This window comes from Streptomyces sp. PH9007, assembly GCF_059813725.1.
Window position 1 is genome coordinate 1695651 of sequence record NZ_CM187440.1, and the last position, 25534, is coordinate 1721184.

Genomic DNA, 25534 nt, shown 5'->3' on the forward strand with positions numbered 1-25534 from the left:
GGCACCTTTCCTCATTGGTCACGGCCGTCTGGGTACCGGGATCCGGTCCAGGTCCTCGGCCACCGTCAGTTCGCCCGTGAACCCCGCCGCGCGGGCCTGCGCCCCGAGCGGGGCCGGGTCGGGGTAGCGCTGCGAGAAGTGCGTCAGCACCAGGTGCCGTACGCCGCACTCCGCCGCCACGGCGCCGGCCTCACCGGCCGTCAGATGGCCGTACTTCTCGGCGAGAGCGGCGTCCTCGTCGAGAAAGGTGGCCTCGATGACCAGCAGGTCGCAGCCCTGGGCGAGGGTGTACACCCCGTCGCACAGCCGGGTGTCCATGACGAACGCGAACCGCTGTCCCGGCCGTTCCTCGCTCATCTCCTCAAGACGCACCCCGCGCAGTTCGCCCTCCTGCTGCAACCGCCGCACCTCGGCCCCGCGGATGCCGGCCTCCGCCAGCCGCCGCGGCAGCATGCGGCGGCCGTCCGGCTCCACCAGCCGGTAGCCGAAGGACTCCACCGGATGGGAGAGCCGCGCCGCCGACAGGGTGAAGCGCTCCCCGGCGTCCAGCACGCCGTCCTCGCGCACCGGGTGCTCCTCGATGACGGCCCGCTCCTGATAGGCCGTCGCGTACCGCAGCCGCTCGAAGTACACCTGGCCGCTGGCGGGATAGTGCGCGCGCACCGGGTGCGGCACCCCGTCGCCGTTGATCCGCTGGATCACCCCGGCCAGGCCGAGCGAGTGATCGCCGTGGAAGTGGCTGACACAGATGCGGGTGATCTCGGTGGCGGAAACCCCGGCGTGCGTCATCTGCCGCTGGGTGCCCTCCCCCGGATCGAACAGCAGCCCCTCCCCGTCCCAGCGCAGCAGATAGCCGTTGTGGTTGCGGCGCCGGGTGGGCACCTGGCTGGCGGTGCCCAGCACCACCAGTTCGCGTACGGACATGGTGCCGGTTACCCGGGCGGCCACTCGAAGCCGCGCCCGCCCAGCACATGGGCGTGCACGTGGAAGACGGTCTGTCCGGCGCCCGCGCCGGTGTTGAGCACGACCCGGTAGCCGCTGGCGTCGATCTTCTCCTGCGCGGCGACCTCCGCCGTCTCGCGCAGCACATCGGCCGTCAGCCGCGGATCGGCGGCGGCCAGCGCGCCCGCGTTGGCGTGGTGGGCGCGCGGCACCACGAGCACATGGGTGGGCGCCTGGGGGTTGATGTCCCGGAAGGCGACCGTCGTCGGTGTCTCACGGACGACGGTCGCCGGCACCTCCCCGGCCACGATCTTGCAGAACAGGCAGTCCGCCTGGGCTTCTCCCGCCATCGCCGGGCTCTCCTCGGTGCGTTGGTCGTGCGTTCCCCGGGATGCTACCGGGCGCGGCCGGGGACCCGGGGCGGTACGGAGGCGGGCCGCTCGTCGAGTGCGGCCAGGAGGTGCCGTACGGCTTCGTCCAGTTGCGGGTCGGCACCGCTCGCCCAGTCCTGCGGGCGGCGCACCACCTCGATGTCGGGGTCCACGCCGTGGTTCTCGACGCCGAAGCCGATGCCGCCCTCCAGCCAGGAGGCGAAGGAGGGCTGGGTGACGCCGGTGCCGTCGGCGAGCTGGGGGCGCCCGCCGAGGCCGATCAGCCCGCCCCAGGTGCGGACGCCGATCACCGGGCCGAGGCCCAGCAGCCGTACCGCCGCGTTGATCTTGTCGCCGTCCGAGCCGGAGTACTCGTCGGCGAGCACCGCCAGCGGGCCGCGCGGGGCGTTCGCGGGATAGGTGTGGGTCTCCCGGCTGCGCGGGAACTCCCAGCCCAGCACCCGGCGGGCCAGCCGTTCCACCACCAGCTGGGAGGTGTGGCCGCCGCGGTTGCCCCGGACGTCCACCACCAGGCCCTCGTGCGTGGTCGCCGGCCGCAGGTCGCGGTGGAGCTGTGCCCAGCCGCTCCCCATCATGTCGGGGATGTGCAGATAGCCGAGCCGGCCGCCGGAGCGTTCGGCCACCTCGGCACGGCGCCCGGCCACCCAGGCGTGGTAGCGCAGCGGCTCCTCGTCGGGCAGCGGGACAACCACGGGATGCCGTACGGGGCCGCCGTCCGCCGGCGCGACGGTCAGCTGGACGGGCCGCCCCGCCGTACCTTCCAGCAGCGGTGCCGGGCCCGTCACCGGGTCCACGGGACGGCCGTCGACGGCGGTGACGGCGTCGCCCGCGCGGACCGCCACTCCAGGTGCGGCCAGCGGGGAGCGGGCGTGCGGGTCGGAGGGCTCGGCGGGCAGCACACGCGTCACCCGCCAGCGGCCGTCCTCCCCGGGCGCCAGGTCGGCGCCCAGCCAGCCCTGCGGGCGGGCCGGCTTCGGGGTGGCGGGGATGACGTAGGCGTGCGAGGTGCCGAGTTCGCCCTGCACCTCCCACAGCACGTCCACCAGATCGTCGTGGCTGCCGATCCGCTCCAGCAGCGGCCGGTATCGGGCCAGCTGGGCGGCGTAGTCGACGCCCGACATGTCGGTGCGCCAGAACCGCAGGCGCATGAGCCGGCCGGCTTCGTCGTACATCTGGCGCCATTCGGCGGCGGGATCGACGGTGAGCCGGATGCGGGACAGGTCGGGGGCGCGCTCGGGTCCGCCGTCGCCGGTGAGCGGCAGGACGCTCAGCCCGCCCGCGGTGTGCAGGACGGCGTGCCGCCCGTCGCCGCTGACGGTGGCGGTGGCGACGCCGGTGGCGATCTCCTCGGCCGTCGCGTCGTCCGCGCCGTCGAGCGGGAAGCGGTGCAGCGTCTGCCGGGGCTCGGGCGGTTCGCCGAGGGTGATCCAGGTGCCGTCGAAGCCGGTGACGGGGTGGGCGAGCCACAGCACGCCGCCGTCGTACGCGCACAGTCCGCTGTAGCGGCCGGCCGGTACCGGGAACGCCTCCACGCGCTGATCGAGGCCCTCGGTGTCCACCCGGACCTCGGGGGTGCCGGCGGCGGGTGCCGGGGGGACCGGTCCGAGCGGCGAGGGGACGTCGGCGGCCAGGGTGAGCAGGTGGGGCCGGGCGGCGACCGGGAAGGACACCTCGAAGACATGGGCGTCGTACACCGGCTCGAAGCTGCGCTCGGACAGGAAGGCGAGGTGCCGGCCGTCGCGGGTGAAGGCGGGCGCGTAGTCGCGGAATCGCAGGGGCGTGGCCTCGATGACGGTGTCGTCGGCGAGCCGGGCCAGCTTGAGCTGGCGCAGCGGCTCCGGGCCCGGGTGGGACCAGGCCAGCCAGGCCGCGTCGGGTGAGAACGCCGGTCCGGTGATGGGGCCGTGCGGGCCGCTGTCCAGCTCGCGTACGGTCTCGCGATCCAGGTCGGCCAGCAGCAGCCGGCCGTCCAGGAGGGCGAGGGCGGCGAGCCGCCCGTCCGGGGAGGCGGCGAGTTCGAAGACCTGGCCGAGTTCGCCCGCGCCGATGAGGGTGGGGGCGGTGCCGTCAGCCCCGGGCCCGGTGGGGCGGACGGCGAGAGCCTCCTCGCCTCCGGCGTCGGTGATCCACAGCGCGCGGTCCCCGGCGATCAGCGGCAGCCTGGCCCGGACGCCCGGCTCGGCGGCCAGCGCCCGGGCGGGGCCACGGCCGTGCGGCAGCAGGTGGAGGGCGCCCCGGGTCTCCACCAGGCTGGCGTCACCGGTGTGGTCGGGGGCGACGGCCGCGAGGTGGTCGGCGGCGGCCGGGTGGTGGGGGCGGCGGCCGGTACGCGGGCCGCCGAGGGTGATGTCCGGGCGGTACGGCTCGGTGCCCGGCTCCAGGTCGTCCAGCAGCCACAGCTCGCCGTGCGCGGCGTAGCTCACCCGGACGCCGTCGCCCGCCGCGTGCCGGGCGTAGGCCCCGCCCAGGGGGGTGTGCCGGCGCAGTCCAGTGCCGTCGGGGAGGGAGGAGTACAGGGCGCCGGTGCCCTCGTGGTCGGAGAGGAAGGCGATGCGCTCGCCCTGCCAAAGCGGGTATTCGATGTTGCCGTCGAGGTCCGGGTGGATCCGCGTGAAGTCGCCGCCGCCGGTGCGGTCGATCCACAGCTTGCCGGCCGCGCCGCCCCGGTAGCGCTTCCACGCCGAGGCGTCGCGGCCGCGCCCCATCCGCCCGGAGCGCAGCAGGACGCCGCCGTCCGGGCCGTACGCCACGGCGCCCACCGAGCCGTACGGGAGGGTGCGGGCCGGGCCTCCGGTCAGCGGCACCGCCCGGGCCCAGGTCCAGCGGAAGTCGGGCTGGCCCACGCCGCTGATCGCCAGTACCTCGTCGGGGCCGCACCAGCCGCGTACCGAGGTCTCGGGGTGGCCCCACCAGGTGAGCCGGGTGGCCGGGCCGCCGTCGACCGGCGCCATGTAGATCTCGGGGGTGCCGTCCCGCCACGAGGTCCAGGCGACCCGGCTGCCGTCGGGGGATATCCGGGGGTGGTTGGCGGGGGCGTGGTCGGTGCTGATCCGCCGGGCCCGGGCGGGCCCGCCGTCCACGGGGGCGACCCAGACGTCGTCCTCGGCGACAAAGGCCAGCAACGCGCCGTGCACATGCGGGAATCTCGCGTAAAAAGGCAGACTCATCCACCGACCGTAGCCGCGGGTCACCCGGCTGTCACCACCCTTTCCGTCCCCTGGTTGGACTCCTGATGCCGTACATTCATCACACTGGTACGGTTCGCGCAGTTGTACAGGGACGATAAGGACGCTCGAACCATGACCGACCAGCCGCCTCGCGAACAATGGGGAACCCGACTCGGGTTTCTCATGGCCGCGATCGGGTCAGCCATCGGACTGGGGAATATCTGGCGATTCCCCAAAGTCGCCTATGACAACGGCGGCGGATCCTTTCTGCTGCCGTATCTCATCGCGCTGCTCACCGCCGGAATCCCGCTGCTGATTCTCGAATACACGATCGGCCGCAAATACCGCGCCTCGCCACCCGCCGCACTGCGCGCGCTGTACCGCCCCACCCAGGTCATCGGCTGGTGGCAGGTGGCGATCTGCTTCGTCATCGCCACCTACTACGCCGTGATCCTGGCCTGGTCGCTGCGCTACGTCGGCTTCTCCTTCACCAGGGCGTGGGGGGACGATCCGAACGGCTTCTTCTTCAACGACTTCCTGAAAGCCGCCGATGAGCCGGGCACCATCGGCGCCTTCGTGCCGGGTGTCATGGTGCCGCTGATCGCCATCTGGATCGTGGTGCTGATCATCCTGGGCCTCGGTGTGCGGCGTGGCATCGAACGCGCCAATAAGATTTTCATTCCGCTCTTGGTGGTCTTCTTCGGCGCACTCGTGATCCGCGCCGTGACCCTGGACGGTGCGACGGAGGGGCTCAACGCCCTCTTCCAGCCCGACTGGGGAGCGCTCACCAACGGCAGCGTCTGGGTCGCGGCCTACGGCCAGATCTTCTTCTCGCTGTCCATCGGCTTCGGCATCATGATCACCTACGCCTCGTACCTCAACCGCCGCTCCGACCTCACCGGATCGGCGATGGTGGCCGGGTTCGCCAACAGCTCCTTCGAGATCCTGGCCGGCATCGGCGTCTTCGCCGCGCTCGGCTTCATGGCGACCCAGGCCGGGGTCGGGGTCAACGATGTGGCCAGCGACGGCGTCGGGCTCGCCTTCGTCGCCTTCCCGCAGGTCATCTCGGAGATGTGGTTCGGCCAGGCGTTCGGCGTGCTGTTCTTCGTCTCGCTGGTGATCGCGGGGCTGACCTCGCTGATCAGCATCGTGCAGGTCATCGTGGCCGCCGTGGAGGACCGCACCGGGATCAGCCGCACCCGCTCGGTGCTGATGGTCGGCGGCGCCACCGGCGTCGTGTCCATCCTGCTGTTCTCCACCGACGGCGGTCTGTACTTCCTGGACGCCGCCGATCACTTCATCAACCAGTACGGCATCGCGCTGGCCGGTCTGGTGCTGCTGATCGTGATGAGCTGGATCGCCCGCAAGCTCCCCATGCTCCAGCGGAACGCGGACGCCACCTCGGCGATCCTGCTCGGCCGCTGGTGGAAGATCTGCCTGGGCGTCATCACCCCCGTCGTGCTCGGCTGGATGATGATCGACAGCCTGGTGCACGAGTTCCAGCAGAACTACGGCGAGCTCCCCACCTCGTTCCTGCTCTACGCGGGCTGGGGCGTGGCGCTGGCCGCGCTCGTCGTCGGCATCGTGCTCTCCCTCATTCCCTGGCGGCGGCCGAGCCCGGCGCTGGCCGACGAGGACGAGGACCGTACCGACCGGCTGTCGAAGGGAGATCCGCGATGAGCACCGGAGCCATCATCATGATGATCGTCTCCATGATCATCGTCTGGGGCGGCATGATCGGCGCGATCATCAAGCTGGTCCGGCACCCGGACACCCCGGAGGACTGACACCCGTACGCACGCGCCGGAGGCCGCCGTCCCTGTGGGGGACGGCGGCCTCCGGAATGTCGTGCGGGGCTCAGCCCCAGCGGCCGGTCCTGGTCAGCAGCAGCGCCGCCGCCGCGGTCCCGGCCGTGGAGGTGCGCAGCACGGTCGGCCCCAGCCGGTACGGCCGCGCCCCGGCCGCCGCGAACGCCTCCAGCTCCTGCGGCGCGACCCCGCCCTCGGGGCCCACCACCAGGACGATGTCCCCCTCGGGGGGCAGTGGCACCGTGGCCAGCGGCTCGGTGCCCGATTCGTGCAGCACCCCGGCGAACGCCGCGCCCGCCAGCAGCTTCGCCACCGCCGCCGTCGCCATCGGCTCGCCGACCTCCGGGATCCACAGCCGCCGGGACTGCTTGGCGGCCTCGCGGGCGGTCGCCCGCCACTTGCCCAGGGACTTCGCGCCCCGCTCGCCCTTCCACTGCGTGATGCAGCGGGCGGCGGCCCAGGGCACGATCGCGTCCACGCCCGTCTCGGTCATGGTCTCCACGGCCACCTCGCCGCGGTCGCCCTTCGGCAGGGCCTGCACCACCGTGATCCGGGGGGCGGCCGGCGGCTCGGAGCGGACCGCGTCCACCGTCACCACCAGCCGGTCCTTGCCCTCGACGGCGGCGACCGTGCCGGCGGCGCCGGTGCCCGCGCCGTCGGTGAGGACGACCTCCTCGCCCACCCGCAGCCGCCGCACCGACACCGCGTGCCGGCCCTCGGCGCCGTCCAGGGTCAGCGAGGAGCCCGCCCGGGCCCCCGCCAGCGGTCCGTCCGTCACAAAGACCGGAGCCGTCATCGTTCTTCCGTAACGCCTTTCCTAGGTGCGGCCGTTGAAGGCGTCCTTCAGCCGCGAGAAAAGCCCCTGCTGCCCCGGCTGAAACTGACCGAGCGGCCGCTCCTCACCCCGGAGCTTCGCCAGCCGCCGCAGCAGCTCCTCCTGCTCGGGGTCGAGCTTCGACGGAGTCTGCACCTCGACATGGACCACCAGATCACCGCGCCCGTTGCTGCGCAGATGCGTCACACCCCGGCCGTGCAGCGGGATCGACTGGCCGGACTGCGTCCCGGGCCGGATGTCGACCTCCTCCGTGCCGTCCAGCGTCTCCAGCGGCACCTTGGTGCCGAGCGACGCCGCCGTCATCGGGATGGTGACCGTGCAGTGCAGATCGTCACCGCGCCGCTGGAAGACCGGATGCGCGCTCTCGCGGATCTCCACGTACAGGTCGCCGGCCGGTCCGCCACCGGGGCCGACCTCGCCCTCGCCCGCCAGCTGGATGCGGGTGCCGTTGTCGACACCGGCCGGGATCTTCACCGTGAGCGTGCGCCGCGACCGTACCCGGCCGTCGCCCGCGCACTCGGGGCACGGGGTCGGGACGACCGTGCCGAAGCCCTGGCACTGCGGGCACGGCCGCGAGGTCATGACCTGCCCCAGGAAGGAACGGGTGACCTGCGAGACCTCGCCCCGGCCCCGGCACATGTCACACGTCTGCGCGGAGGTACCGGGCGCGGCGCCCTCACCGTTGCACGTGTTGCACACGGTGGCGGTGTCGACCTGGATTTCCTTGGTCGTGCCGAAGGCCGCCTCCTTGAGGTCGATCTCCAGCCGGATCATGGCGTCCTGGCCGCGCCGGGTGCGCGACTTCGGGCCGCGCTGCTGCGCGGTGCCGAAGAAGGCGTCCATGATGTCCGAGAAGTTCCCGAACCCGGCCGCCCCGCCGAATCCAGCGGCGCCCGCCCCGCCGCCGGGACCCATCGGGTCCCCGCCGAGGTCGTACATCTGTTTCTTCTGCGGGTCGGAGAGCACCTCGTAGGCGGTGTTGATCTCCTTGAACCGCTCCTGGGTCTTGGGGTCCGGATTCACATCCGGGTGCAGCTCCCTCGCCAGTCTGCGGAAGGCCTTCTTGATCTCGTCCTGTGAGGCATCACGCTGCACGCCCAGGATCGCGTAGTAGTCCGTCGCCACCTAATTCTCCGCGAGGATCTGTCCGACGTACCGTGCCACTGCGCGCACCGCTCCCATCGTTCCGGGGTAGTCCATGCGGGTCGGTCCGACCACGCCGAGTTTCGCGACCGCCTCGTTACCGGAACCGTAGCCGACCGCCACGACCGATGTGGAGGTCAGCCCCTCATGAGCGTTCTCATGCCCGATGCGCACGGTCATACCCGTGTCCTTGGCCTCGCCGAGCAGCCGGAGCAGCACCACGTGCTCCTCCAGCGCCTCCAGCACCGGCCGGATCGTCAGCGGGAAGTCCTGGCCGAACCGGGTCAGATTGGCGGTGCCGCCGATGACCAGCCGTTCCTCGGTCTCCTCGACCAGGGTTTCCAGCAGGGTGGACAGCACCGTGGACACCGTGCCCCGGTCCTCGTTGTCGAAGGACTCGGGCAGGTCCTGCACCAGCCGGGGCACCTCGGCGAAGCGCTCCCCCACGATCCGGCTGTTCAGCCGGGCCCGCAGATCGGCCAGCGAGGTCTCCCCGAACGGCGCGGGGCAGTCCACCATGCGCTGCTCGACCCGCCCGGTGTCGGTGATCAGCACCAGCATCACCCGGGCCGGGGCCAGCGAGAGCAGTTCGACGTGCCGCACCGTGGAGCGGCTCAGCGAGGGGTACTGCACCACGGCGACCTGCCGGGTGAGCGTGGCCAGCAGCCGCACCGTACGGCCCACGACGTCGTCGAGGTCGACGGCGCCCTCCAGGAAGCTGGAGATGGCGCGCCGCTCGGCGGTGGTCAGCGGCTTGACGTCGGCGAGCTTGTCGACGAACAGCCGGTAGCCCTTGTCGGTGGGCACCCGTCCTGCGCTGGTGTGGGGCTGGGCGATGTAGCCCTCCTCCTCCAGCGCCGCCATGTCGTTGCGCACCGTCGCCGGGGACACCTGGAGGTTGTGCCGCTCCGTCAGCGCCTTGGAACCCACCGGCTCCTCGGTGCCGACATAGTCCTGGACGATGGCCCGCAGCACTTCCAGTCTGCGTTCACTGAGCATGCAGCGACACCTCCCGTCCGGCCGCATTCCCGTCAGTACCGTCCTGGCACTCATCCACTCCGAGTGCCAATCCCTGGTCCAGTGTACGGCCGGGTAGCAAGGCCAGGGAAAGCGCGACCGCCCGACGGTATCGCGGGAGTAGCCCCGTAAGGCAGAGCATGCCCCGCTCCGTGACGTTAACTTCGCACTGTGGAGACCTCTTGGGAAGAGCTTGCCCCGGGCGTACTGCGGATCCGGCTGCCCGGCTGGGACGAGACGGTGGGCGCGATCGCGGGCGCGCGCGGGGTGCTGCTGGTGGACGCGGGCCCCTCCCCGGGCGCGGCGGCGGCGATCCGGGCGGAGCTGCGCGGCCTGCTGGGACTGCCGGTGCGCTGGGTGGTGCTGACCCATCCGCACTTCGATCACGTCCTCGGGGCGGGCGGTTACCCCGGGGCACGGGTGTACGGGGAGCTGGGCGATCCGGTGGAGCTGGCGGCGGACGCGGTACGGCACGGGATGCCGGAGGCGGAGGCGGCGAAGGGCGCGGCGGCGCTGGCGGGGGTACGGGCGCAGCCGGTGGAATCGCGGCTCTCGCTGTACCTGGGGGGCGGGCGCACCGTGTCGGTGGCGCGGCTGGGCCCCGCGCACACCCCCCACGACGTGGTGGTGAAGGTGGACGACATCGTCTTCTGCGGCGACCTGGTCGAGGAGTCGGGCGAGCCGCAGGCGGGGCCCGACGCGGACCCGGCCGCCTGGCCCGCCGCGCTGGACCGGCTGCTGGAGCTGGGCGGCCCGGAGGCCCGCTACGTCCCGGGGCACGGCGCGGTGGTGGACGCCGCGTTCGTACGCGCCCAGCGCGCCTTTCTCGCCGCACGCGCCGGGGCACAATGACGGCCATGCGCAGCAGAGAGTACGGCCCCGACCTGACCCCGCCGTGGAAGCGGTCCGCCCCGGTGCCCGAGGTGCCGGCCGAGCCCGGTCTCGTCGTGGAGGAGGCCGGCACCGGGTACTGCGGGGCGGTGATCCGCTGCGAGAAGACCGCGCAGGGCCCGACGGTGACGCTGGAGGACCGGTTCGGCAAGCGGCGGGTGTTCCCGCTGGAGCCGCGCGGCTTCCTGCTGGAGGGCAAGCCCGTGACGCTGACCCTGCCCAGGCCGGCCGGCTCCCGTCCCGCGTCCGGGCCGGCGCGTACCGCCTCCGGCTCGGTGGCCGTCCCGGGGGCGCGGGCCCGGGTGGCGCGCGCCGGGCGGATCTATGTGGAGGGGCGCCACGACGCGGAGCTGGTGGAGAAGGTCTGGGGCGACGACCTGCGGATCGAGGGGGTGGTCGTCGAGTATCTGGAGGGCATCGACGACCTCCCGGCGATCGTGCGGGAGTTCGGGCCGACCGCCGACGCCCGGCTCGGGGTGCTGGTGGACCATCTGGTGCCGGGATCGAAGGAGTCCCGGATCGCGGCCGGGGTGACGGACCCGAACGTGCTGATCGTGGGCCACCCGTTCATCGACATCTGGGAGGCGGTCAAGCCGTCCTCGGTGGGCATCGCCGCCTGGCCGCGGGTGCCGCGCGGCCAGGACTGGAAGACGGGGGTGTGCCGCGCCCTGGGCTGGCCGGCCAACACCGGCGCCGCCTGGCGGCACATCCTGGGGAAGGTGCACAGCTTCCGCGACCTGGAGCCCACCCTGCTGGGCCCGGTGGAACACCTGATCGACCACGTCACGGTGGGCGGCCCGGTGCCCTGAGCACGGATGCCGGACAATGGAGGGCATGCCCTCCGTCCTGCCCGATGGCGAGCCCGTCCCCGAGGACGGCTCGCTGCCCGCCGCCGCCCTGACCGGGGCCGCCGGCCGGCCGCTCGCGTTCTACCTGCACGTGCCGTACTGCGCCACCCGCTGCGGCTACTGCGACTTCAACACCTACACGGCCGCCGAGCTGCGCGGCGCGGACGGGGCGATCGCCTCCCGGGAGAACTACGCGGCGACCCTCGCCGAGGAGATCCGGCTGGCCCGCAAGGTGCTGGGCGATGACCCGCGCCCGGTGTCGACGGTCTTCGTCGGCGGCGGCACCCCCACCCTGCTGCCGGCCGCCGATCTCGGCGCGATGCTGGGCGCCGTGCGCGAGGAGTTCGGACTGGCGCCGGACGCCGAGGTGACCACCGAGGCCAACCCGGACTCGGTGGACCCCGGCTACCTGGAGGAGCTGCGCGCGGCCGGCTTCAACCGGATCTCCTTCGGCATGCAGAGCGCCAGCCCCCACGTGCTGAACATCCTGGAGCGCACCCACACCCCGGGCCGCCCCGAGGCGTGCGTGGCCGAGGCCCGCGCCGCCGGGTTCGCGCACGTCAATCTCGACCTGATCTACGGCACCCCCGGCGAGTCCGACGCGGACTGGCGCGGCACGCTGGAGGCGGCGGTGGCCGCCGGGCCCGACCACGTCTCGGCGTACTCGCTGATCGTCGAGGAGGGCACCCGGCTCGCCGGGCGGGTGCGGCGCGGCGAGATCCCGATGACGGACGACGACGTGCACGCGGACCGCTATCTGATCGCCGAGGAGACGCTGTCGGCGGCCGGCTTCGGCTGGTACGAGGTGTCCAACTGGGCCACCTCCGAGGCCGCGCGCTGCCGGCACAACGAGCTGTACTGGACCGGCGCCGACTGGTGGGGCGCCGGGCCCGGCGCCCACAGCCACGTGGGCGGCGTCCGCTGGTGGAACGTGAAGCACCCCGCCGCGTACACCCGGGCGCTGGCCGCCGGCCGCTCCCCCGGGGCCGGGCGCGAGCTGCTGTCGGCGGAGGACCGGCGGGTGGAGCGCGTCCTGCTGGAGCTGCGCCTGGTGGACGGCTGCGAGCTGACGCTGCTGCGCGAGGCCGGAACGGCGGCGGCCGCCCGCGCGCTGGCGGACGGCCTGCTGGACCCGGCGGCGCACGCCGCCGGCCGGGCGGCCCTCACCCTCAAGGGCCGCCTGCTGGCCGACGCGCTGGTCCGCGACCTGATCGACTGACGCACCGCCCGGCGGCGGTGCGCTCGCCGTCTCAGGTGCGCGGGGCGTACATCTCGTCGATCAGTTCCTTGTACTCGCCCTCGACGACCGGCCGCTTCATCTTCAGGCTCGGCGTCAGCTCCCCGTGCTCCACATCGAGGTCGCGGGGCAGCAGCCGGAACTGCCGGATGGTCTGCCAGCGCTGGAGGCCCTCGTTCAGCTGCCCCACGTACCCGTCGATCAGTTCACGGGTGCGCGGGTCGGCCATGACCTGGGCGTATGTCTTGCCGGCCATGCCGTTCTCGGCGGCCCAGCCCAGGATCATCGCCTCGTCCAGGCCGATCAGCGCGGAGCAGAACTTCCGGTCCGCGCCGATGACGAGCACGTTGGAGACGTAGGGACAGACCGCCTTGAAGCGCCCCTCGATCTCGGTGGGCGCCACGTACTTGCCGACCGAGGTCTTGAACAGGTCCTTCTTGCGGTCGGTGATCTTCAGATAGCCGTCGTCGGACAGCTCACCGATGTCCCCGGTGTGGAACCAGCCGTCCTCCTCCAGGACCTCCGCCGTCAGCTCCGGCTTCCCGTGGTAGCCCTCCATGATCCCCGGGCCGCGCAGCAGGATCTCGCCGTCCTCCTCCGCGATACGCACCTCGCAGCCGGGCAGCGCCTTGCCGACCGTCCCGGTGCGGTAGCCGACCTCGGGGTTCACGAAGCTCGCCGCGGCGGATTCGGTCAGCCCGTAGCCCTCCAGGATGTGGATCCCGGCGCCGGAGAAGAAGTAGCCGATGTCGGGGGCCAGCGCGGCCGAGCCCGAGACCGTACCGCGCAGGTTGCCGCCCATGGCGGTGCGCAGCTTCGCGTAGACGAGGGTGTCGGCCACCTTGTGCCGGGCCGACAGGGCGAAGGGCACGGACGCGGAGCCGGTGCGCCGGTAGTTCTCCTGCGAGACCTTCGCGTACTCCACGGCCGTGCGCGCCGCCCACTCGAAGATCTTCAGCTTGGCGGCGCCGCCCGCGCGCGCCTTGGCCTGCGCGCCGTTGTAGACGCGCTCGAAGATGCGGGGCACGGCGGCCATGTAGGTGGGCCGGACCACCGGAAGGTTCTCGACGATCTTGTCGGCGCGGCCGTCCACCGCGCTGACGTGGCCGACCTTGATATGGGCCGAGATCAGCACCTTGCCGAAGATGTGCGCCAGCGGCAGCCACAGGTACTGCACGTCGTCGGGGCGCAGCAGGTTGATGGCCTCGATCGCGTGGCCCATGTAGGACCAGGTGTCCTGCTTGAGCCGGACGCCCTTGGGTCTGCCGGTGGTGCCCGAGGTGTAGATGAGGGTGGCCAGCTGCTCGGGGCGCAGCGCGGCCACGGCCTCCTTGACGGCCTCGGGGTGCTTGTCGAGGTAGGCGGCGCCGCGCTCGGCGAGGTCCGACAGGGAGAGCACCCAGCCCTCCGGGTCGCCCTCGGCGGGCACCGCGTCGGCGTCCTCGATCACCACGACGTGTTCGAGGGCGCCCAGCTCGGCGCGGCGCTCGCGCGCCTTGGCCAGCTGCTCGGCGTCCTCCGCGATCAGGATTTTGCTGCCGGAGTCGGCGAGGATGTACGCGGTCTCGTCGGCGTTGGTCTGGGTGTAGATGGTGGTGGTGGCCGCGCCGGCGCACATCACGCCCAGGTCGGACAGGATCCAGTCCACGCGGGTGGTGGAGGCGATGGCGACGCGCTCCTGCGGGCGCACCCCGAGGTCCATCAGCCCGGCGGAGATGGCGAAGACCCGGTCGGCGGCCTGGGCCCAGGTGTACGAGGCCCAGTCGGCCGGTCCGGTGCCGGAGGCCGGCGGGACGGGGTAGCGGAACGCCTCCCGGTCCGGGGTGGCGGCCACACGGTCGAGGAACAGCTGCGCCAGGGACGGTGGACGGTTCTCGATCGACTGGTGCTGCTGCTCGCTCACGGCTTCCTCCGGTCCCGCGCCCATGCGGGCGACACATGGGTGACTGATGAGTAACTCATGGGTAACTTGGGACGATCAGATTACGGGCCAACCCTCCCGGGCGTAAGGCCCGTAACGCCCACACCTCGCTCTACTTCTTGTTCTTCCCGTCGGCGCCGCCCGCGCCGTCGGAGTCGGAGGACAGCGCGGCGATGAAGGCGTCCTGCGGGACCTCCACCCGGCCCACCATCTTCATGCGCTTCTTGCCCTCCTTCTGCTTCTCCAGCAGCTTGCGCTTGCGCGAGATGTCACCGCCGTAGCACTTGGAGAGCACGTCCTTGCGGATCGCGCGCACCGTCTCGCGGGCGATCACGCGCGAGCCGATGGCGGCCTGGATGGGCACCTCGAACTGCTGGCGCGGGATGAGCTCGCGCAGCTTGGAGGCCATCTTGACGCCGTACGCGTACGCCTTGTCCTTGTGCACGATCGCCGAGAACGCGTCGACCGGGTCACCGTGCAGCAGGATGTCGACCTTCACCAGCTGGGAGGGCTGCTCCCCGGTGGGCTCGTAGTCCAGCGAGGCGTAGCCGCGGGTCTTGGACTTCAGCGCGTCGAAGAAGTCGAAGACGATCTCGGCCAGCGGGAGGGTGTAGCGCAGTTCGACCCGGTCCTCGGAGAGGTAGTCCATGCCCTGCATCGCGCCGCGCCGGCTCTGGCACAGCTCCATGATCGCGCCGACGAACTCGTTCGGGGCGATGAGGGTGGCCCGCACCACCGGCTCGCGCACCTCGGCGACCTTGCCGGTGGGGTACTCGCTGGGGTTGGTGACCGTGTGCTGCGAGCCGTCCTCCATGGTCACCTGGTAGACGACGCTGGGGGCGGTCGCGATCAGGGAGAGATCGAACTCGCGCTCCAGGCGCTCACGGATGACCTCCAGGTGCAGCAGCCCCAGGAAGCCGACCCGGAAGCCGAAGCCCAGCGCGGCGGAGGTCTCCGGCTCGTACACCAGGGCGGCGTCGTTCAGCTGGAGCTTGTCGAGGGCGTCGCGCAGGTCGGGGTAGTCGGAGCCGTCCAGCGGATACAGCCCGGAGAACACCATCGGCTTGGGGTCCTTGTAGCCGCCCAGCGCCTCGGTGGCACCGCCGCGCTGCTGGGTGACGGTGTCGCCGACCTTCGACTGGCGGACGTCCTTCACGCCGGTGATGAGGTAGCCCACCTCGCCGACCGCGAGCCCGTCGGAGGCGGTCATCTCCGGCGAGTTGGTGCCGATCTCCAGCAGTTCGTGGGTGGCGCCGGTGGACATCATGGCGATGCGCTCACGCTTGCCGAGCCGGCCGTCGACGACCTTGACGTAGGTGACGACGCCCCGGTACGCGTCGTACACCGAGTCGAAGATCATCGCGCGGGCCGGGGCGTCGAGCTGCCCGACGGGGGCGGGCACCTGGCGCACCACCTCGTCCAGCAGTTCGGTCACGCCCTCGCCGGTCTTGGCGGAGACCTTCAGCACGTCGGAGGGATCGCAGCCGATGAGATGGGCCAGCTCGGCGGCGAACTTCTCGGGCTGGGCGGCCGGCAGGTCGATCTTGTTGAGCACCGGGATGATGGTGAGGTCGTTCTCCATCGCCAGGTAGAGGTTGGCGAGAGTCTGCGCCTCGATGCCCTGCGCGGCGTCCACCAGCAGGACACAGCCCTCACAGGCGGCCAGGGAACGGGAGACCTCGTAGGTGAAGTCCACGTGCCCCGGGGTGTCGATCATGTTCAGCACGTGCGAGGTGCCGCCGGTGTTCTCCGAATTCCAGGGCATCCGGACGGCCTGTGATTTGATCGTGATGCCGCGCTCGCGCTCGATGTCCATCCGGTCGAGGTACTGGGCGCGCATCTGCCGCTGCTCGACGACCCCGGTCAGCTGTAGCATCCGGTCGGCGAGCGTCGACTTGCCGTGGTCGATATGGGCGATGATGCAGAAGTTGCGGATCAGTGCCGAATCCGTGTTACCGGGCAGATGCACGTACTCTGACCTGCACTTTCTTCAATGTCTCGGTGATGTCGTGGTGCTCTTGGCGCCCTGCGGGAGCCGCACGCGGTGACCGCCGCGGCGCGGGGCGGCCGGGCCATTGTCCTGCGGCCGGCCCGGAGGCAGCCCATGGAAGCCTACGGGACCGTACGGGGGCGCTGGTAAGCTGGCCCACTGTGTCTGCTGGCGGACCCGGCGGACACGGAAAGCACATCAAAACCTGTAGCGAATCTGTAGAGGCTCCTTCGTGGCGAACATCAAGTCCCAGATCAAGCGGATCACGACCAACGAGAAGGCGCGGCTGCGCAACAAGGCGGTCAAGTCCGAGCTGAAGACCGCCGTCCGCGCCGCCCGTGAGGCCGTGGCCGCCGGTGACGTCGAGAAGGCGGAGGCCTCGTACAAGGTCGCCTCCCGCAAGCTCGACAAGGCCGTCAGCAAGGGCGTGCTGCACAAGAACAACGCGGCCAACAAGAAGTCCGCGCTGGCCACCCAGGTCAACGCGCTCAAGGGCTGACCTCTTCACCTCTCCGCTTCTCGTACGTCCCACCGGCTCCCGGGCAAGGCGGCCCCTCTCTCCGCCCCGGACGGTCCCGAGCGCCGCGTTGTCCAACGTTCGCCACGCGGACGCGGCGCCCGACGTACGGCCTGTACGGCACACGTACAGCAGCAGCGTTCCGAAGGCCCTGGATCCTCCCCTTCCCCGGGACGGTCTGGGGCCTTCGGCATGGAGGCGGTAGGTTACCGCTCATGTCCATACCGGGGGGCTCGCCCAATCCCTACATGCAGCCGCAGCAGCCGAATCCGTACGGCGCGGGGTACTCCCCGTATCCGCCGCCGCCCGCTCCCGCGCCGGGTGGCAGGGGCGGTGGCGTCCCCGGCTGGCTGTGGGGGATCGGCGGCGTGCTGCTCGCCTCGGCCGCCTGGGGCGGTGTGCTGTTCGCCACCGGCGCGCTCGGCGGCGACGACAAGCCCGACCTGGCCGGCCACGCCTTCACCGACGACCTGTGCGCGGCCGCGGACATCTCGGCCTTCGAGGACGACTACGACCTGGACTCCGAGCCGCTGGCACGCTCCTTCAACGGCGACACGCTCGCGATCGGGACGTGCGACTTCACCCTCGCCCCGATCGGCGACGACGACTACAACTCCGCGTACGTCACCTACGACGCGAGCTGGCACCGGGGCAGCGACCCCGCGCCCGAGTTCGCCGACTCCTACCGGTTCTTCGAGCAGTACGGCGACGACGGCTTCGCGTACACCGTGGAGGAGCTGTCGGGGCTCGGCCAGGAGGCGTACCTCGTCACCCGCACCAATGACGCGGAGGAACTCGACTGGGTGATCCTGGCCGTGCGGGACGGCTGGTTCCAGGCCAGCGTGACCTGGAACGCCTTCCTGGACACCCCGGAGTACGCGGAGCTGGTGGACCCCCGCCGGGTCACCGAGATGCTGCGCTCCGCCACCGAGACCACGCTGGCCGCGCTCAAGGAGTAGGCCGGCTGCGGTGGATCTTCGCGGGGCCGCGCCTCCCCCGGCCCCCGGCCGGGGAACAGCCTGCTCCACGGAGACCGACAGGGAACGGGCCCGGGCGGAACGGACCGCGGCCCGGGACCGGGACCCGGCGCTCAGCGGGTGCGGGCGGCCCTGGCGATGGTGACGACGGCCTTCTCCAGGGCGTAACCGGGGTCCTGGCCGCCGCCCTTGACCGCGGCGTCGGCCTCGGCGACCGCGCGCAGCGCGACCCCGACCCCGTCCGCCGACCAACCGCGCATCTGCTGCCGCACCCGGTCGATCTTCCACGGCGGCATGCCCAGTTCGCGGGCCAGATCGCCGGGCCGCATGCCGCCGGGGGCCGAGGCCAGCTTGCCGATCGCGCGCACCCCCTGGGCCAGCGCGCTGGTCACCAGGACCGGCGCCACCCCGGTGGACAGCGCCCAGCGCAGCGCCTCCAGCGCGTCGGCCGCCCGCCCCTCCACCGCCCGGTCGGCGACGGTGAAGCTGGACGCCTCGGCCCGGCCGGTGTAGTAGCGGGCCACCACCGCCTCGTCGATGGCCCCCTCCACATCGGCGGTCAACTGGGCGACCGCAGAGGCCAGTTCGCGCAGGTCACTGCCGATGGCGTCCACCAGTGCCTGGCAGGCGCCGGGGGTGGCGCTGCGTCCGGCGGACCGGAACTCCCCGCGCACGAAGGTCAACCGGTCGGCGGGCTTGGTCATCTTCGGGCACAGCACCTCCCGCGCCCCGGCCTTGCGCGCGGCGTCCAGCAGCCCCTTGCCCTTGGCGCCGCCGGCGTGCAGGAGCACGAGGGTGATCTCCTCGGCGGGGTCGGCGAGATAGGACTTCAGCTCCTTGACCGAATCCGCGCCCAGATCCTGCGCCCCCCGGACGACGATCACCTTGCGCTCGGAGAACAGCGAAGGGCTGGTCAGCTCGGCCAGCGTGCCGGGCTGCAACTCGCCGGGCGCCAGGTCCCGCACGTCCGTGTCGGGGTCCACCGCCCTGGCGGCGGCGGTGATCTCCCGCACGGCGCGGTCCAGCAGCAGCTCCTCCTGCCCCACGGCGAGCGTGAGGGCGGCGAGCGGGTCGTCGGCGGTGTTCTGCGTCTTCCTGGCCATCGCCCCCAGCATCCCACGCGCCACTGACACGCACGGGCGGCGACAATGGGCCGGTGACCGAAGCGACCACCCTGATCCTGGTACTGCCCGACCGCGACGCGGCCGAGGAGGTGGCGGGCGAAGTGACCGAACGCTTCCCGCTGCCGAGCGAACCCCGGCTGGTGCGGGAGGCCCTGGCCGGCGAGGACGACGCGGAGGACGCCCAGTGGCTGGTCGTCCTGGAGCCGGCCCCGGCCACCCTGGACGTGGCGGCACTCGCCGCGCTGGCGGAGGCGCACGAGGGCTGGCTGGAGCGGTCCTAGGAGGTGCCCGGACGGCACCTCGCAGCGTCGTCGCATCGACCGGATGACCCGTGACGAGGGCGATGCGCCGCCGTGCGGCGCTCCCCCGGCACAGAACGCCGTGCTCCCCGTACCAGTGCGCGGAATCAGGCGCGCGGATCGACCAGCACCTTGGCATGAGCGCTCTTGCCCGAGTCGAGCTCCTCCAGCATGGCGCCGAGCTGTGACAGGCCGACGGTGCCGGTGTGCAGGGCGGCGACGTCGATCCGCTTCTGGGTGATGGCGCGCATCGTTCCCACGAAATCCTCGTGGTTGTAGGCGAGCGAACCGATGACGGTCAGTTCCCTGCTCTGCCAGTCCCCGTAACTGACCGTCGACTCGGTCAGGGGGAAGCCGAGCAGCGCGAGGACTCCGCCGCGCCGGACCAGCTCGGCGGACGGCTGCAACAGGGACGCGACACCCGCGCACTCGAACAGCACGTCGGCTCCGAGTCCACCGGTGGCCTCCGAGAGGAGCTCCGGCAGGTCCTGGGGCGCCACCACCTCACTGAACCCCAGCTTCTCGGCCGCGTTCCGGCGGGCCGGCGAGGGCTCCGAGACGATGACCTGGCCGGCGCCCGCGTTGCGCGCGTGCTGGGCGGTGAGCAGGCCGATCGGCCCCGCGCCCTGCACCACGACCACGGACCCGGGCTCCAACGCGGTGCGCCGCACCGCGTGGAAGGTCACGGTCGCCGGCTCCACCAGTGCGGCTTCGACATCCGAGATGCCTTCGGGCACGGGGATCACCCGACGCTCCGACACCCGGACGCGCGTCGCGAAGGCGCCGTGCGCGGGAGCGGCCTCGTCCACGCCGTTGGCCTCGGCGAACGCCGTGTCGCACTGCCGGTAGTGGCCGGCCAGGCACTGGCGACACGCCCCGCAGGCGGGTCCGACGCCGCCGATCACGCGCTGGCCGACCCGCACGGTGGACACCTCGTCCCCGATCGCCCGGACGGTCCCCGTCCACTCGTGCCCGAAAACGGCGGGCGGCAGCATGTGCCCGTCGGTGTATCCGTGGACGTCCGTGCCACAGATCCCGCTGTACGTGATGTCGACGACCACCCCGTCCGGCGCGGGTCGCTGCTCGTCCCCGGCCAACTCCTCCAACTGCCGCGGCCCCGACACCCTCACATAGCGCTGTTCAGCATTCATGACACTCGTGTTCCTTCGGTCCAGGTGCCGCACCAGGGAATGAGTCCGGCACATCGGACCCAGTACAACACCTCCGGGGAAAGAGCCCTGTCACGCCCCTACCCGTTTGACCTGCGGGATCATCGACCCGGGCGAACAACGGCCGCTCCGGCACGGCTCCGGCGCGCTCGCCGGACACGTTCACTCCGACGCAAGAGGCCCGTGCCACGCCCCGCTCCCACGGCGCCGTCCCGCCGGGTGCCCTCCGGGCCTGGCGGCCACGCTCGTGTACGCCTCCCCCGGCACCTCGTGGCGGCGCTCGCCACACCGGCAGAGGAGCACGGGGGCCGGCTGGAGCGGTCCTAGGACCGCTGCCCGATGTACCGGTTCGTGTGCGCCGCTACGTTGTCGATCATGACGAACCAGGCAGAGAGCGCAGACCCACCCCCGGCACGGCCGATCAGCCGACGCAAGCAGGACGCCCTGGCCCGGCTGGCCGGGGACGAGGACGCCTGGGTCGCCACGGCGAGCCAGGACGGGGTCCCGACCATGGTCCCGCTGTCCTTCCTGTGGACGGCCGGCACCCTGCTGATGGCGACCCGCACCACCAACCCCACGGCGGTCAACATCGGCCGGATCGGCCGAGCGGTGATCTCGCTGGGCACCACCCGCGACGTGATCCTGATCGAGGCCGACGCCGAACTCCTCACGAGCGACAAGGTCCCCGAGGCCGAGCACGACGCCTTCGCGGCCAAGCACCACTGGGACCCCCGCGGCTACTCCGCCTGGAGCCACCTGCGCTTCCACCCCCGTGCCCTGCGCGCCTGGCGCGAGGAGAACGAACTCTCCACTCGCCTTCTGATGCGGGACGGCGTCTGGCTGACCTGAACCTTGACTTCGGAATACGTTCCGAAGTAGTCTCTGGTGTTATGGCCACTCCCACGGTGTCGTTCTCCGAGCTCTCGAAGAATTCGCGGCATGTCGCCGAGACTCTGGACCGGGTCCAGCGCCTGCACGTCACCCGACGGGACGGCGAAGACTTGTTTCTCACCACAGCACGCCACGACCAGCAGCGCGAGGAAACCGCCGAGATCACCGCCCGGCTCATCAGCGCGCTGATGGCCAGTGAAGAGGGCAGCCGGGCGGTGCGGCGCGCGCTGCCCACCGTCTTCCCCTGGACCCGCCATCTGTCGGCGGCGGAGAGCCGCGAGTTCGCCACCGAACTCATCGCCGCCACCAGTGATGTCGCCGAACTGGACGTGCACGTCAACCTGCACCGGGTGATCGTGGAGTGGCGCGCCACGGCGCGCATCCTGGCGGACCCGGAGCTGGCCGCGCAGCTCACCCGCCCCCTGCCCGACGAGGACCACGGCGAGGTGCCTGCCCCGTGACGCCCAAGCGCGGCGACGAATGGCGCTTGAGGTTCGCCACCAACGAGGCCGCGAAGGGCTGGGGCGAGCTGTGCGCCGAGGCACCGGGAAACTCCCGGCGCTGCTACGAGAGCCTCCGGCTCCGCCCGGCCTCGCACCACGACCCGGATCGCCAGCATCAGTTACGTGGCCGACTGGCCACCGGCGTACTCGGAGGCCGGGAACTCCCCCAGTGGGAGTACGAGGTGACCTCCGGCGGCCGGGTCCGCTACCTGGTGGACCAGGACCGCCGCACCGTTCACCTCGTGTACGCCTCGCCCCGGCACCCCAGGGACACCGACCGCTCCGGATGATGCCCACGGGCCCGGACCGGCCCTCGACAACGGCCAGTGCGCCGTGCAGATCCGTGCGCAGGACCGTCGCTCCGACGGCCTCAAGAGCGTCGAGGGTGGGGGCGGCCGGGTGGCCGTAGGCGTTGTCCGCGCCGACCGGGATCAGTGCCAGCCGGGGCCGCAGCCGCTCCAGCAGCGGCCCGTACTGCTCGCCCGAACCATGGTGCGCGACCTTGAGCACCGCCACCTCGCCGAGGTCCGGATGCGCCGCGAGCAGCCGCCGTTGGGCCGGTGGCTCCAGGTCGCCCGGCAGCAGGACGGTCAGCCCGCCGGTCCGCACCCGCAGCGTCACGCTCGCGTCGTTGGCCCCGTACCCCTGCTCCGCCGCGTCCGCCGGCGGCCACAGCACCTCCCAGCTCAGCTCCTCACCCACCGCTGCTCCGGCGCCCACGGCCACCGGCAGCACCGGAACGCCCTCCTCGGCTGCGGTACGCGCCACGAATTCCGCCTGGTCGGCGTCCCGCCGTACCGGTGAGGTGTGGATCGCGTCCACCGTGCGGCCCCGCAACACCCCGGGCAGCCCGGCGACATGGTCGGCGTGGAAGTGGCTGAGCACGAGCAGCGGGATGTGCCGCACGCCCAGCTCCCGCAGACAGCGGTCCACCGCCACCGGGTCGGGGCCCGCGTCCACCACCACCGCGGAGCCCGCCCCGGCCGCGAGCACCAGCGCGTCCCCCTGCCCCACGTCGCACACCACCAGCCGCCAGCCCGCCGGCGGCCAGCCACTCAGTGCCCGGGTCAGCCCGTCCACCGGGGCGGGCCGCAGCACCGCCGCCAGCAACAGCAGGGCGCAACCCGCCCCCAGCACCGGCCGGCGCAGGGCCCGGCGCAGCAGCGCCACCACCGCCACGGTGAGGACCCCGAGCAGCGCCGCACCGGCCCAGCCGCCGGGCCAGGCCAGTTCGGCGCCCGGCAGCCCGGCCCCGGTGCGGGCGATCAGGGCGATCGCCCCGGCGGGCCAGCCCGCCAGCCAGGCCAGCGCCTGGGCGAGGGGCATGGCCACCGGCGCGCACACCAGGGCCGCCCAGCCCGCCACCAGGGCGGGGGCGAAGGCGAGTTCGGCCAGCAGGTTCGCCGGCACCGCCACCAGACTCGTCCGCTCCGTGAACACGACCACCACCGGCGCGCACACCGCCTGCGCGGCCCCGGCCGCGGCCAGCCCCTCCGCCAGCCGCCCGGGCACCCCGCGCCGCCGCAGGGCCGCGCTCCACCGGGGTGCGAGGACGAGCAGCGCGCCGGTGGCCAGCACCGACAGCAGAAACCCGAAGGAACGGGACAGGGTGGGGTCATGGAGGATCAGCAGCAGGGCGGCGGCGGCCAGCGCGGGCAGCAGTGAGCGGCGCCGGCCGGTGGCGACGGCGAGCAGCGCGATCCCGCCGCAGACGGCGGCCCGCAGCACGCTGGGGCCCGGCCGGCAGATGAGCACGAACCCCACCAGGAGTCCGCCGCCCAGCACGGCGGTGGTCCGCAGCCCGATCCCCAGCCGCCCGGCCAGACCGCCGCGCTCGGCACGCCCGGCCGTCCCCGCGGGCCCGATCAGGACGAACAGGACGATCGCCAGATGGGCGCCGCTGACGACGATGATGTGCGTCAGGTCGGTCGCCTGGACGGCTTCCCGCAGTTCCGGGGTGATCCGGGAGGCGTCCCCGATGACCAGCGCCGGCACCAGGGCGCGGGCATCGGGCGGCAGACCGTCCGTGGCCTCGCGCAGCGACTGACGCAGCAGTCCGGCGAACCGCTGGGGCCCGCTCGGCGAGGCCGTGAGCAGGGGCGGCCCGTCCCCCAGGACTTTCAGCACGGCCGCGAACTCGCTCTCCCGGCCGGGCATCGGCTCACCCGTCCTGGCCTCGACCAGTACGCGGGTGGAGGGCAGCAACGCGGCCCACTCCGCCCGGTGTTCGGCCGCCGGGGCGGCCACCAGCACGACGGGGCCGCTGCCTTCCGCCTCGCCCGTCATCACGATCACCTCTCCCCGCCGGTTCGCGGCCACCTTCGGGTCGCCGCTGATCTCCACCTCGACGGTGGCCCGTTCCCCGATCGACTGCGCGAGCGGGCTGCCCCGTACCGCCGCGCCGTGCAGCGCGGCCACCACCGCCCCGGCGGCGGCCGAGACCAGCGCCATGGCCACCGCCACCCACACCCCCGAGCGGGAGCACAGCAGCACCGCCAGGGCCAGCCCGACCGCGCCCGCCGCCCCGCCCAGCGCCCACGGCAGCGGCCCGCCGAGGGCGAGCGCGGCGGCCGCCCACGCGGCGACGGCCGGGGCCACCAACCGCAGGTCCGCCGTGCGGCCCCCGAAGTCCCCGCCGACCGCGGCCAGTGCTCCGGAGGGCAGGAAGCCGCCACGGGAACCGGCCTGCTCCGTCGCGGCCACCGCGCCTGCGTCCCCCGCCCCCGGGCTCTCCCTGCCGTCCTCCCCCGCTGCGGGTGCCGTTCGCGGGGCGGGCGGCTCAGAGCGTGACACGGGATTCCAGATCGCTCAGCCGGCGTTCGCCGATGCCGGAGACGTCGAGCAGTTGGTCGACGGAGCTGAAGCCGCCGTGCTGTTCGCGGTAGCCGATGATGTTGCCGGCGAGGACCGGGCCGACGCCCGGCAGCGTCTGCAACTGCTCCGAGGTGGCGGTGTTGAGACTGACCGGCCCGCCCACCCCGGCCCCCGCCGCCACTCCGTCGGCGGCGAGCGGCTCGGGCCTGACGCCGACCAGGATCTGTTCGCCGTCGCTCAGTGCCCTGGCCCGGTTGAGGCCGTCCGTGTCCGTGCCGGGCAGCACCCCGCCGGCCGCCTCGACCGCGTCCGCCACCCGCGCGTCGGCGGCCAGGGTCTGGAGCCCGGGGCTGCGTACCTCACCCGCCACATCGACGACGAGCGTGGCCGGCCCGCTCTCCTCGTCGGCCGCCTCCCCCGCCCCGGCCCTCTCCCCCACCCCGTCCTCGGACGCGGCAGGCGAGGGCAGGGCGACCAGCTCCGTGCTCGCCGTGACGGTACGCGGCCGGCCGCTCCAGTAGTGGTGCGCGGCGAATCCGGCCGCCACCACCAGCACCACGGCCAGTGCCGCCAGCGTCCGTGGTTCCACGGCGCAGCGGTCCAGCAGGGCGAGCCGTAACCGCACCCGCCACGACAGCGGTGCCCCGCCCACCGCCTCCCGTGGCGGCGGCGGATCGGGGACGGCCGGTGCCCTCGACAGCACCCGCGCGCCCGCCGCCCCGGCATCCGGCAGCGGAGGCCCCGCCGTCCCGATGGCCCGGCTCACCTCTTGGGGGAACAGCTCTCCGGCCCGCCGCCGGGCGCCCGGGGCGCCGGCGTTCGGCGGCCGGCCCGCCCCCGGCCGCCGGATGGTGGCCGCACTCTTGCCGCCCCGGCTCGCCCTACCGGCCCCGGAGCTGCTCGTCTTCCCGCTGTCGATCTCCATGGGCAGGACCGTACGGACATTCCCCCAGCAGCGGGGAACAGCGCCGGATTCTGTGGACAACCCGGCACCTGTGGATAACTCCGTCACTCATGTGGGTGACCACCGCCCCCTCACGGCCGCCCAC

The 25534-nt window shown here is 72.7% G+C and carries 20 protein-coding genes and 1 pseudogene; 9 read left to right on the forward strand and 12 right to left on the reverse strand.

Annotated features, from left to right (window positions below):
* Positions 1-18: 18 nt before the first annotated feature.
* From ACTFAP_RS07685 to ACTFAP_RS07695, 3 genes are read right to left on the reverse strand one after another with little or no spacing between them, the layout of a single operon-like run.
* Complete coding sequence (locus ACTFAP_RS07685) at positions 19-924, reverse strand: ribonuclease Z (RefSeq protein ID WP_500468577.1); 906 nt, start codon at positions 922-924, stop codon at positions 19-21.
* 8 nt (positions 925-932) lie between these two features.
* Positions 933-1292, reverse strand: a complete 360-nt coding sequence (locus tag ACTFAP_RS07690; protein ID WP_390116369.1) for a histidine triad nucleotide-binding protein — start codon at positions 1290-1292, stop codon at positions 933-935.
* Positions 1293-1336: 44 nt separating this feature from the next.
* On the reverse strand, positions 1337-4501 hold the full coding sequence (locus tag ACTFAP_RS07695) for a S41 family peptidase (protein WP_500468578.1): 3165 nt from the start codon (positions 4499-4501) through the stop codon (positions 1337-1339).
* Positions 4502-4633: 132 nt separating this feature from the next.
* On the opposite strand from ACTFAP_RS07695, the gene ACTFAP_RS07700 reads away from it, so the two are divergent.
* Together ACTFAP_RS07700 and ACTFAP_RS07705 are read left to right on the forward strand one after the other, a co-directional pair.
* Positions 4634-6181 (forward strand): sodium-dependent transporter, encoded by a 1548-nt coding sequence (locus ACTFAP_RS07700; RefSeq protein ID WP_495683974.1) that lies wholly within the window; start codon positions 4634-4636, stop codon positions 6179-6181.
* Entirely contained in the window at positions 6178-6288 is a 111-nt protein-coding gene (locus ACTFAP_RS07705; protein WP_390116364.1) for a methionine/alanine import family NSS transporter small subunit, read from the forward strand. Before ACTFAP_RS07700 ends, ACTFAP_RS07705 begins: the two co-directional genes overlap by 4 nt.
* 70 nt (positions 6289-6358) lie before the next feature.
* On the opposite strand, the gene ACTFAP_RS07710 is transcribed toward ACTFAP_RS07705, so the two are convergent.
* From ACTFAP_RS07710 to hrcA, 3 genes are read right to left on the reverse strand one after another with little or no spacing between them, the layout of a single operon-like run.
* A complete protein-coding gene (locus tag ACTFAP_RS07710) occupies positions 6359-7105 on the reverse strand; it encodes a 16S rRNA (uracil(1498)-N(3))-methyltransferase (protein WP_500468579.1) in 747 nt (248 codons plus the stop codon).
* Positions 7106-7126: 21 nt separating this feature from the next.
* The gene (dnaJ, locus tag ACTFAP_RS07715) at positions 7127-8269 is read right to left on the reverse strand and encodes a molecular chaperone DnaJ (protein ID WP_030725791.1); all 1143 of its coding nucleotides are present in this window, start codon (positions 8267-8269) and stop codon (positions 7127-7129) included.
* Positions 8270-9286, reverse strand: coding sequence for a heat-inducible transcriptional repressor HrcA (hrcA, locus tag ACTFAP_RS07720; RefSeq protein WP_400009679.1), 1017 nt, complete (start codon positions 9284-9286; stop codon positions 8270-8272).
* Positions 9287-9475: 189 nt separating this feature from the next.
* On the opposite strand from hrcA, the gene ACTFAP_RS07725 reads away from it, so the two are divergent.
* Genes ACTFAP_RS07725 through hemW form a run of 3 tightly spaced genes read left to right on the forward strand, consistent with a single transcriptional unit; the run spans position 9476 to position 12262 of the window.
* A complete protein-coding gene (locus ACTFAP_RS07725; RefSeq protein ID WP_495683976.1) occupies positions 9476-10156 on the forward strand; it encodes an MBL fold metallo-hydrolase in 681 nt (226 codons plus the stop codon).
* 5 nt (positions 10157-10161) lie between these two features.
* Positions 10162-11004 (forward strand): DUF3097 domain-containing protein, encoded by an 843-nt coding sequence (locus tag ACTFAP_RS07730; protein ID WP_500468580.1) that lies wholly within the window; start codon positions 10162-10164, stop codon positions 11002-11004.
* Between the two features lie 25 nt (positions 11005-11029).
* Entirely contained in the window at positions 11030-12262 is a 1233-nt protein-coding gene (gene hemW / locus ACTFAP_RS07735; protein ID WP_390116355.1) for a radical SAM family heme chaperone HemW, read from the forward strand.
* Between the two features lie 31 nt (positions 12263-12293).
* Here hemW and ACTFAP_RS07740 read toward each other — a convergent pair whose 3' ends face one another.
* A complete protein-coding gene (locus tag ACTFAP_RS07740; RefSeq protein ID WP_495683979.1) occupies positions 12294-14207 on the reverse strand; it encodes an AMP-binding protein in 1914 nt (637 codons plus the stop codon).
* A 106-nt stretch (positions 14208-14313) separates the two neighbouring features.
* Positions 14314-16170 carry a translation elongation factor 4 gene (lepA, locus tag ACTFAP_RS07745; protein WP_500468581.1) on the reverse strand — a complete coding sequence of 619 codons (1857 nt, stop codon included), beginning with the start codon at positions 16168-16170 and terminating at the stop codon, positions 14314-14316.
* Between the two features lie 253 nt (positions 16171-16423).
* On the opposite strand from lepA, the gene rpsT reads away from it, so the two are divergent.
* Positions 16424-16690 carry a 30S ribosomal protein S20 gene (rpsT, locus tag ACTFAP_RS07750; RefSeq protein ID WP_495683981.1) on the forward strand — a complete coding sequence of 89 codons (267 nt, stop codon included), beginning with the start codon at positions 16424-16426 and terminating at the stop codon, positions 16688-16690.
* A gap of 233 nt (positions 16691-16923) precedes the next feature.
* Positions 16924-17667, forward strand: a complete 744-nt coding sequence (locus ACTFAP_RS07755) for a hypothetical protein (RefSeq protein ID WP_500468582.1) — start codon at positions 16924-16926, stop codon at positions 17665-17667.
* Between the two features lie 131 nt (positions 17668-17798).
* Here ACTFAP_RS07755 and holA read toward each other — a convergent pair whose 3' ends face one another.
* Positions 17799-18788 carry a DNA polymerase III subunit delta gene (gene holA / locus ACTFAP_RS07760; protein ID WP_386536187.1) on the reverse strand — a complete coding sequence of 330 codons (990 nt, stop codon included), beginning with the start codon at positions 18786-18788 and terminating at the stop codon, positions 17799-17801.
* A 53-nt stretch (positions 18789-18841) separates the two neighbouring features.
* Between holA and ACTFAP_RS07765 the strand changes: the two genes are divergently transcribed.
* Positions 18842-19090 (forward strand): hypothetical protein, encoded by a 249-nt coding sequence (locus tag ACTFAP_RS07765; protein ID WP_400009688.1) that lies wholly within the window; start codon positions 18842-18844, stop codon positions 19088-19090.
* A gap of 125 nt (positions 19091-19215) precedes the next feature.
* Here the strand turns inward: ACTFAP_RS07765 and ACTFAP_RS07770 are convergent, their stop codons facing one another.
* Positions 19216-20259, reverse strand: coding sequence for a zinc-binding dehydrogenase (locus tag ACTFAP_RS07770; protein WP_495683984.1), 1044 nt, complete (start codon positions 20257-20259; stop codon positions 19216-19218).
* Positions 20260-20652: 393 nt separating this feature from the next.
* Between ACTFAP_RS07770 and ACTFAP_RS07775 the strand changes: the two genes are divergently transcribed.
* The gene (locus ACTFAP_RS07775) at positions 20653-21126 is read left to right on the forward strand and encodes a pyridoxamine 5'-phosphate oxidase family protein (protein ID WP_495683985.1); all 474 of its coding nucleotides are present in this window, start codon (positions 20653-20655) and stop codon (positions 21124-21126) included.
* A gap of 860 nt (positions 21127-21986) precedes the next feature.
* Here ACTFAP_RS07775 and ACTFAP_RS07780 read toward each other — a convergent pair.
* Together ACTFAP_RS07780 and ACTFAP_RS07785 are read right to left on the reverse strand one after the other, a co-directional pair.
* Positions 21987-24122 (reverse strand): annotated as a pseudogene (locus ACTFAP_RS07780) (ComEC/Rec2 family competence protein); the annotation flags it as partial.
* A 328-nt stretch (positions 24123-24450) separates the two neighbouring features.
* Positions 24451-25410, reverse strand: coding sequence for a ComEA family DNA-binding protein (locus ACTFAP_RS07785; protein WP_500468583.1), 960 nt, complete (start codon positions 25408-25410; stop codon positions 24451-24453).
* Positions 25411-25534 lie beyond the last annotated feature (124 nt).

Coding starts and splice junctions, on each gene's coding strand:
- holA (WP_386536187.1), bottom strand. CDS start 18,788: ATGGCCAGGAAGACGCAGAACACCGCCGACGACCCGCTCGCCGCCCTC.
- ACTFAP_RS07705 (WP_390116364.1), top strand. CDS start 6,178: ATGAGCACCGGAGCCATCATCATGATGATCGTCTCCATGATCATCGTC.
- ACTFAP_RS07695 (WP_500468578.1), bottom strand. CDS start 4,501: ATGAGTCTGCCTTTTTACGCGAGATTCCCGCATGTGCACGGCGCGTTG.
- ACTFAP_RS07775 (WP_495683985.1), top strand. CDS start 20,653: ATGACGAACCAGGCAGAGAGCGCAGACCCACCCCCGGCACGGCCGATC.
- hemW (WP_390116355.1), top strand. CDS start 11,030: ATGCCCTCCGTCCTGCCCGATGGCGAGCCCGTCCCCGAGGACGGCTCG.
- ACTFAP_RS07730 (WP_500468580.1), top strand. CDS start 10,162: ATGCGCAGCAGAGAGTACGGCCCCGACCTGACCCCGCCGTGGAAGCGG.
- ACTFAP_RS07785 (WP_500468583.1), bottom strand. CDS start 25,410: ATGGAGATCGACAGCGGGAAGACGAGCAGCTCCGGGGCCGGTAGGGCG.
- ACTFAP_RS07690 (WP_390116369.1), bottom strand. CDS start 1,292: ATGGCGGGAGAAGCCCAGGCGGACTGCCTGTTCTGCAAGATCGTGGCC.
- ACTFAP_RS07740 (WP_495683979.1), bottom strand. CDS start 14,207: ATGGGCGCGGGACCGGAGGAAGCCGTGAGCGAGCAGCAGCACCAGTCG.
- ACTFAP_RS07710 (WP_500468579.1), bottom strand. CDS start 7,105: ATGACGGCTCCGGTCTTTGTGACGGACGGACCGCTGGCGGGGGCCCGG.
- ACTFAP_RS07770 (WP_495683984.1), bottom strand. CDS start 20,259: ATGAATGCTGAACAGCGCTATGTGAGGGTGTCGGGGCCGCGGCAGTTG.
- hrcA (WP_400009679.1), bottom strand. CDS start 9,286: ATGCTCAGTGAACGCAGACTGGAAGTGCTGCGGGCCATCGTCCAGGAC.
- ACTFAP_RS07685 (WP_500468577.1), bottom strand. CDS start 924: ATGTCCGTACGCGAACTGGTGGTGCTGGGCACCGCCAGCCAGGTGCCC.
- ACTFAP_RS07700 (WP_495683974.1), top strand. CDS start 4,634: ATGACCGACCAGCCGCCTCGCGAACAATGGGGAACCCGACTCGGGTTT.
- ACTFAP_RS07755 (WP_500468582.1), top strand. CDS start 16,924: ATGTCCATACCGGGGGGCTCGCCCAATCCCTACATGCAGCCGCAGCAG.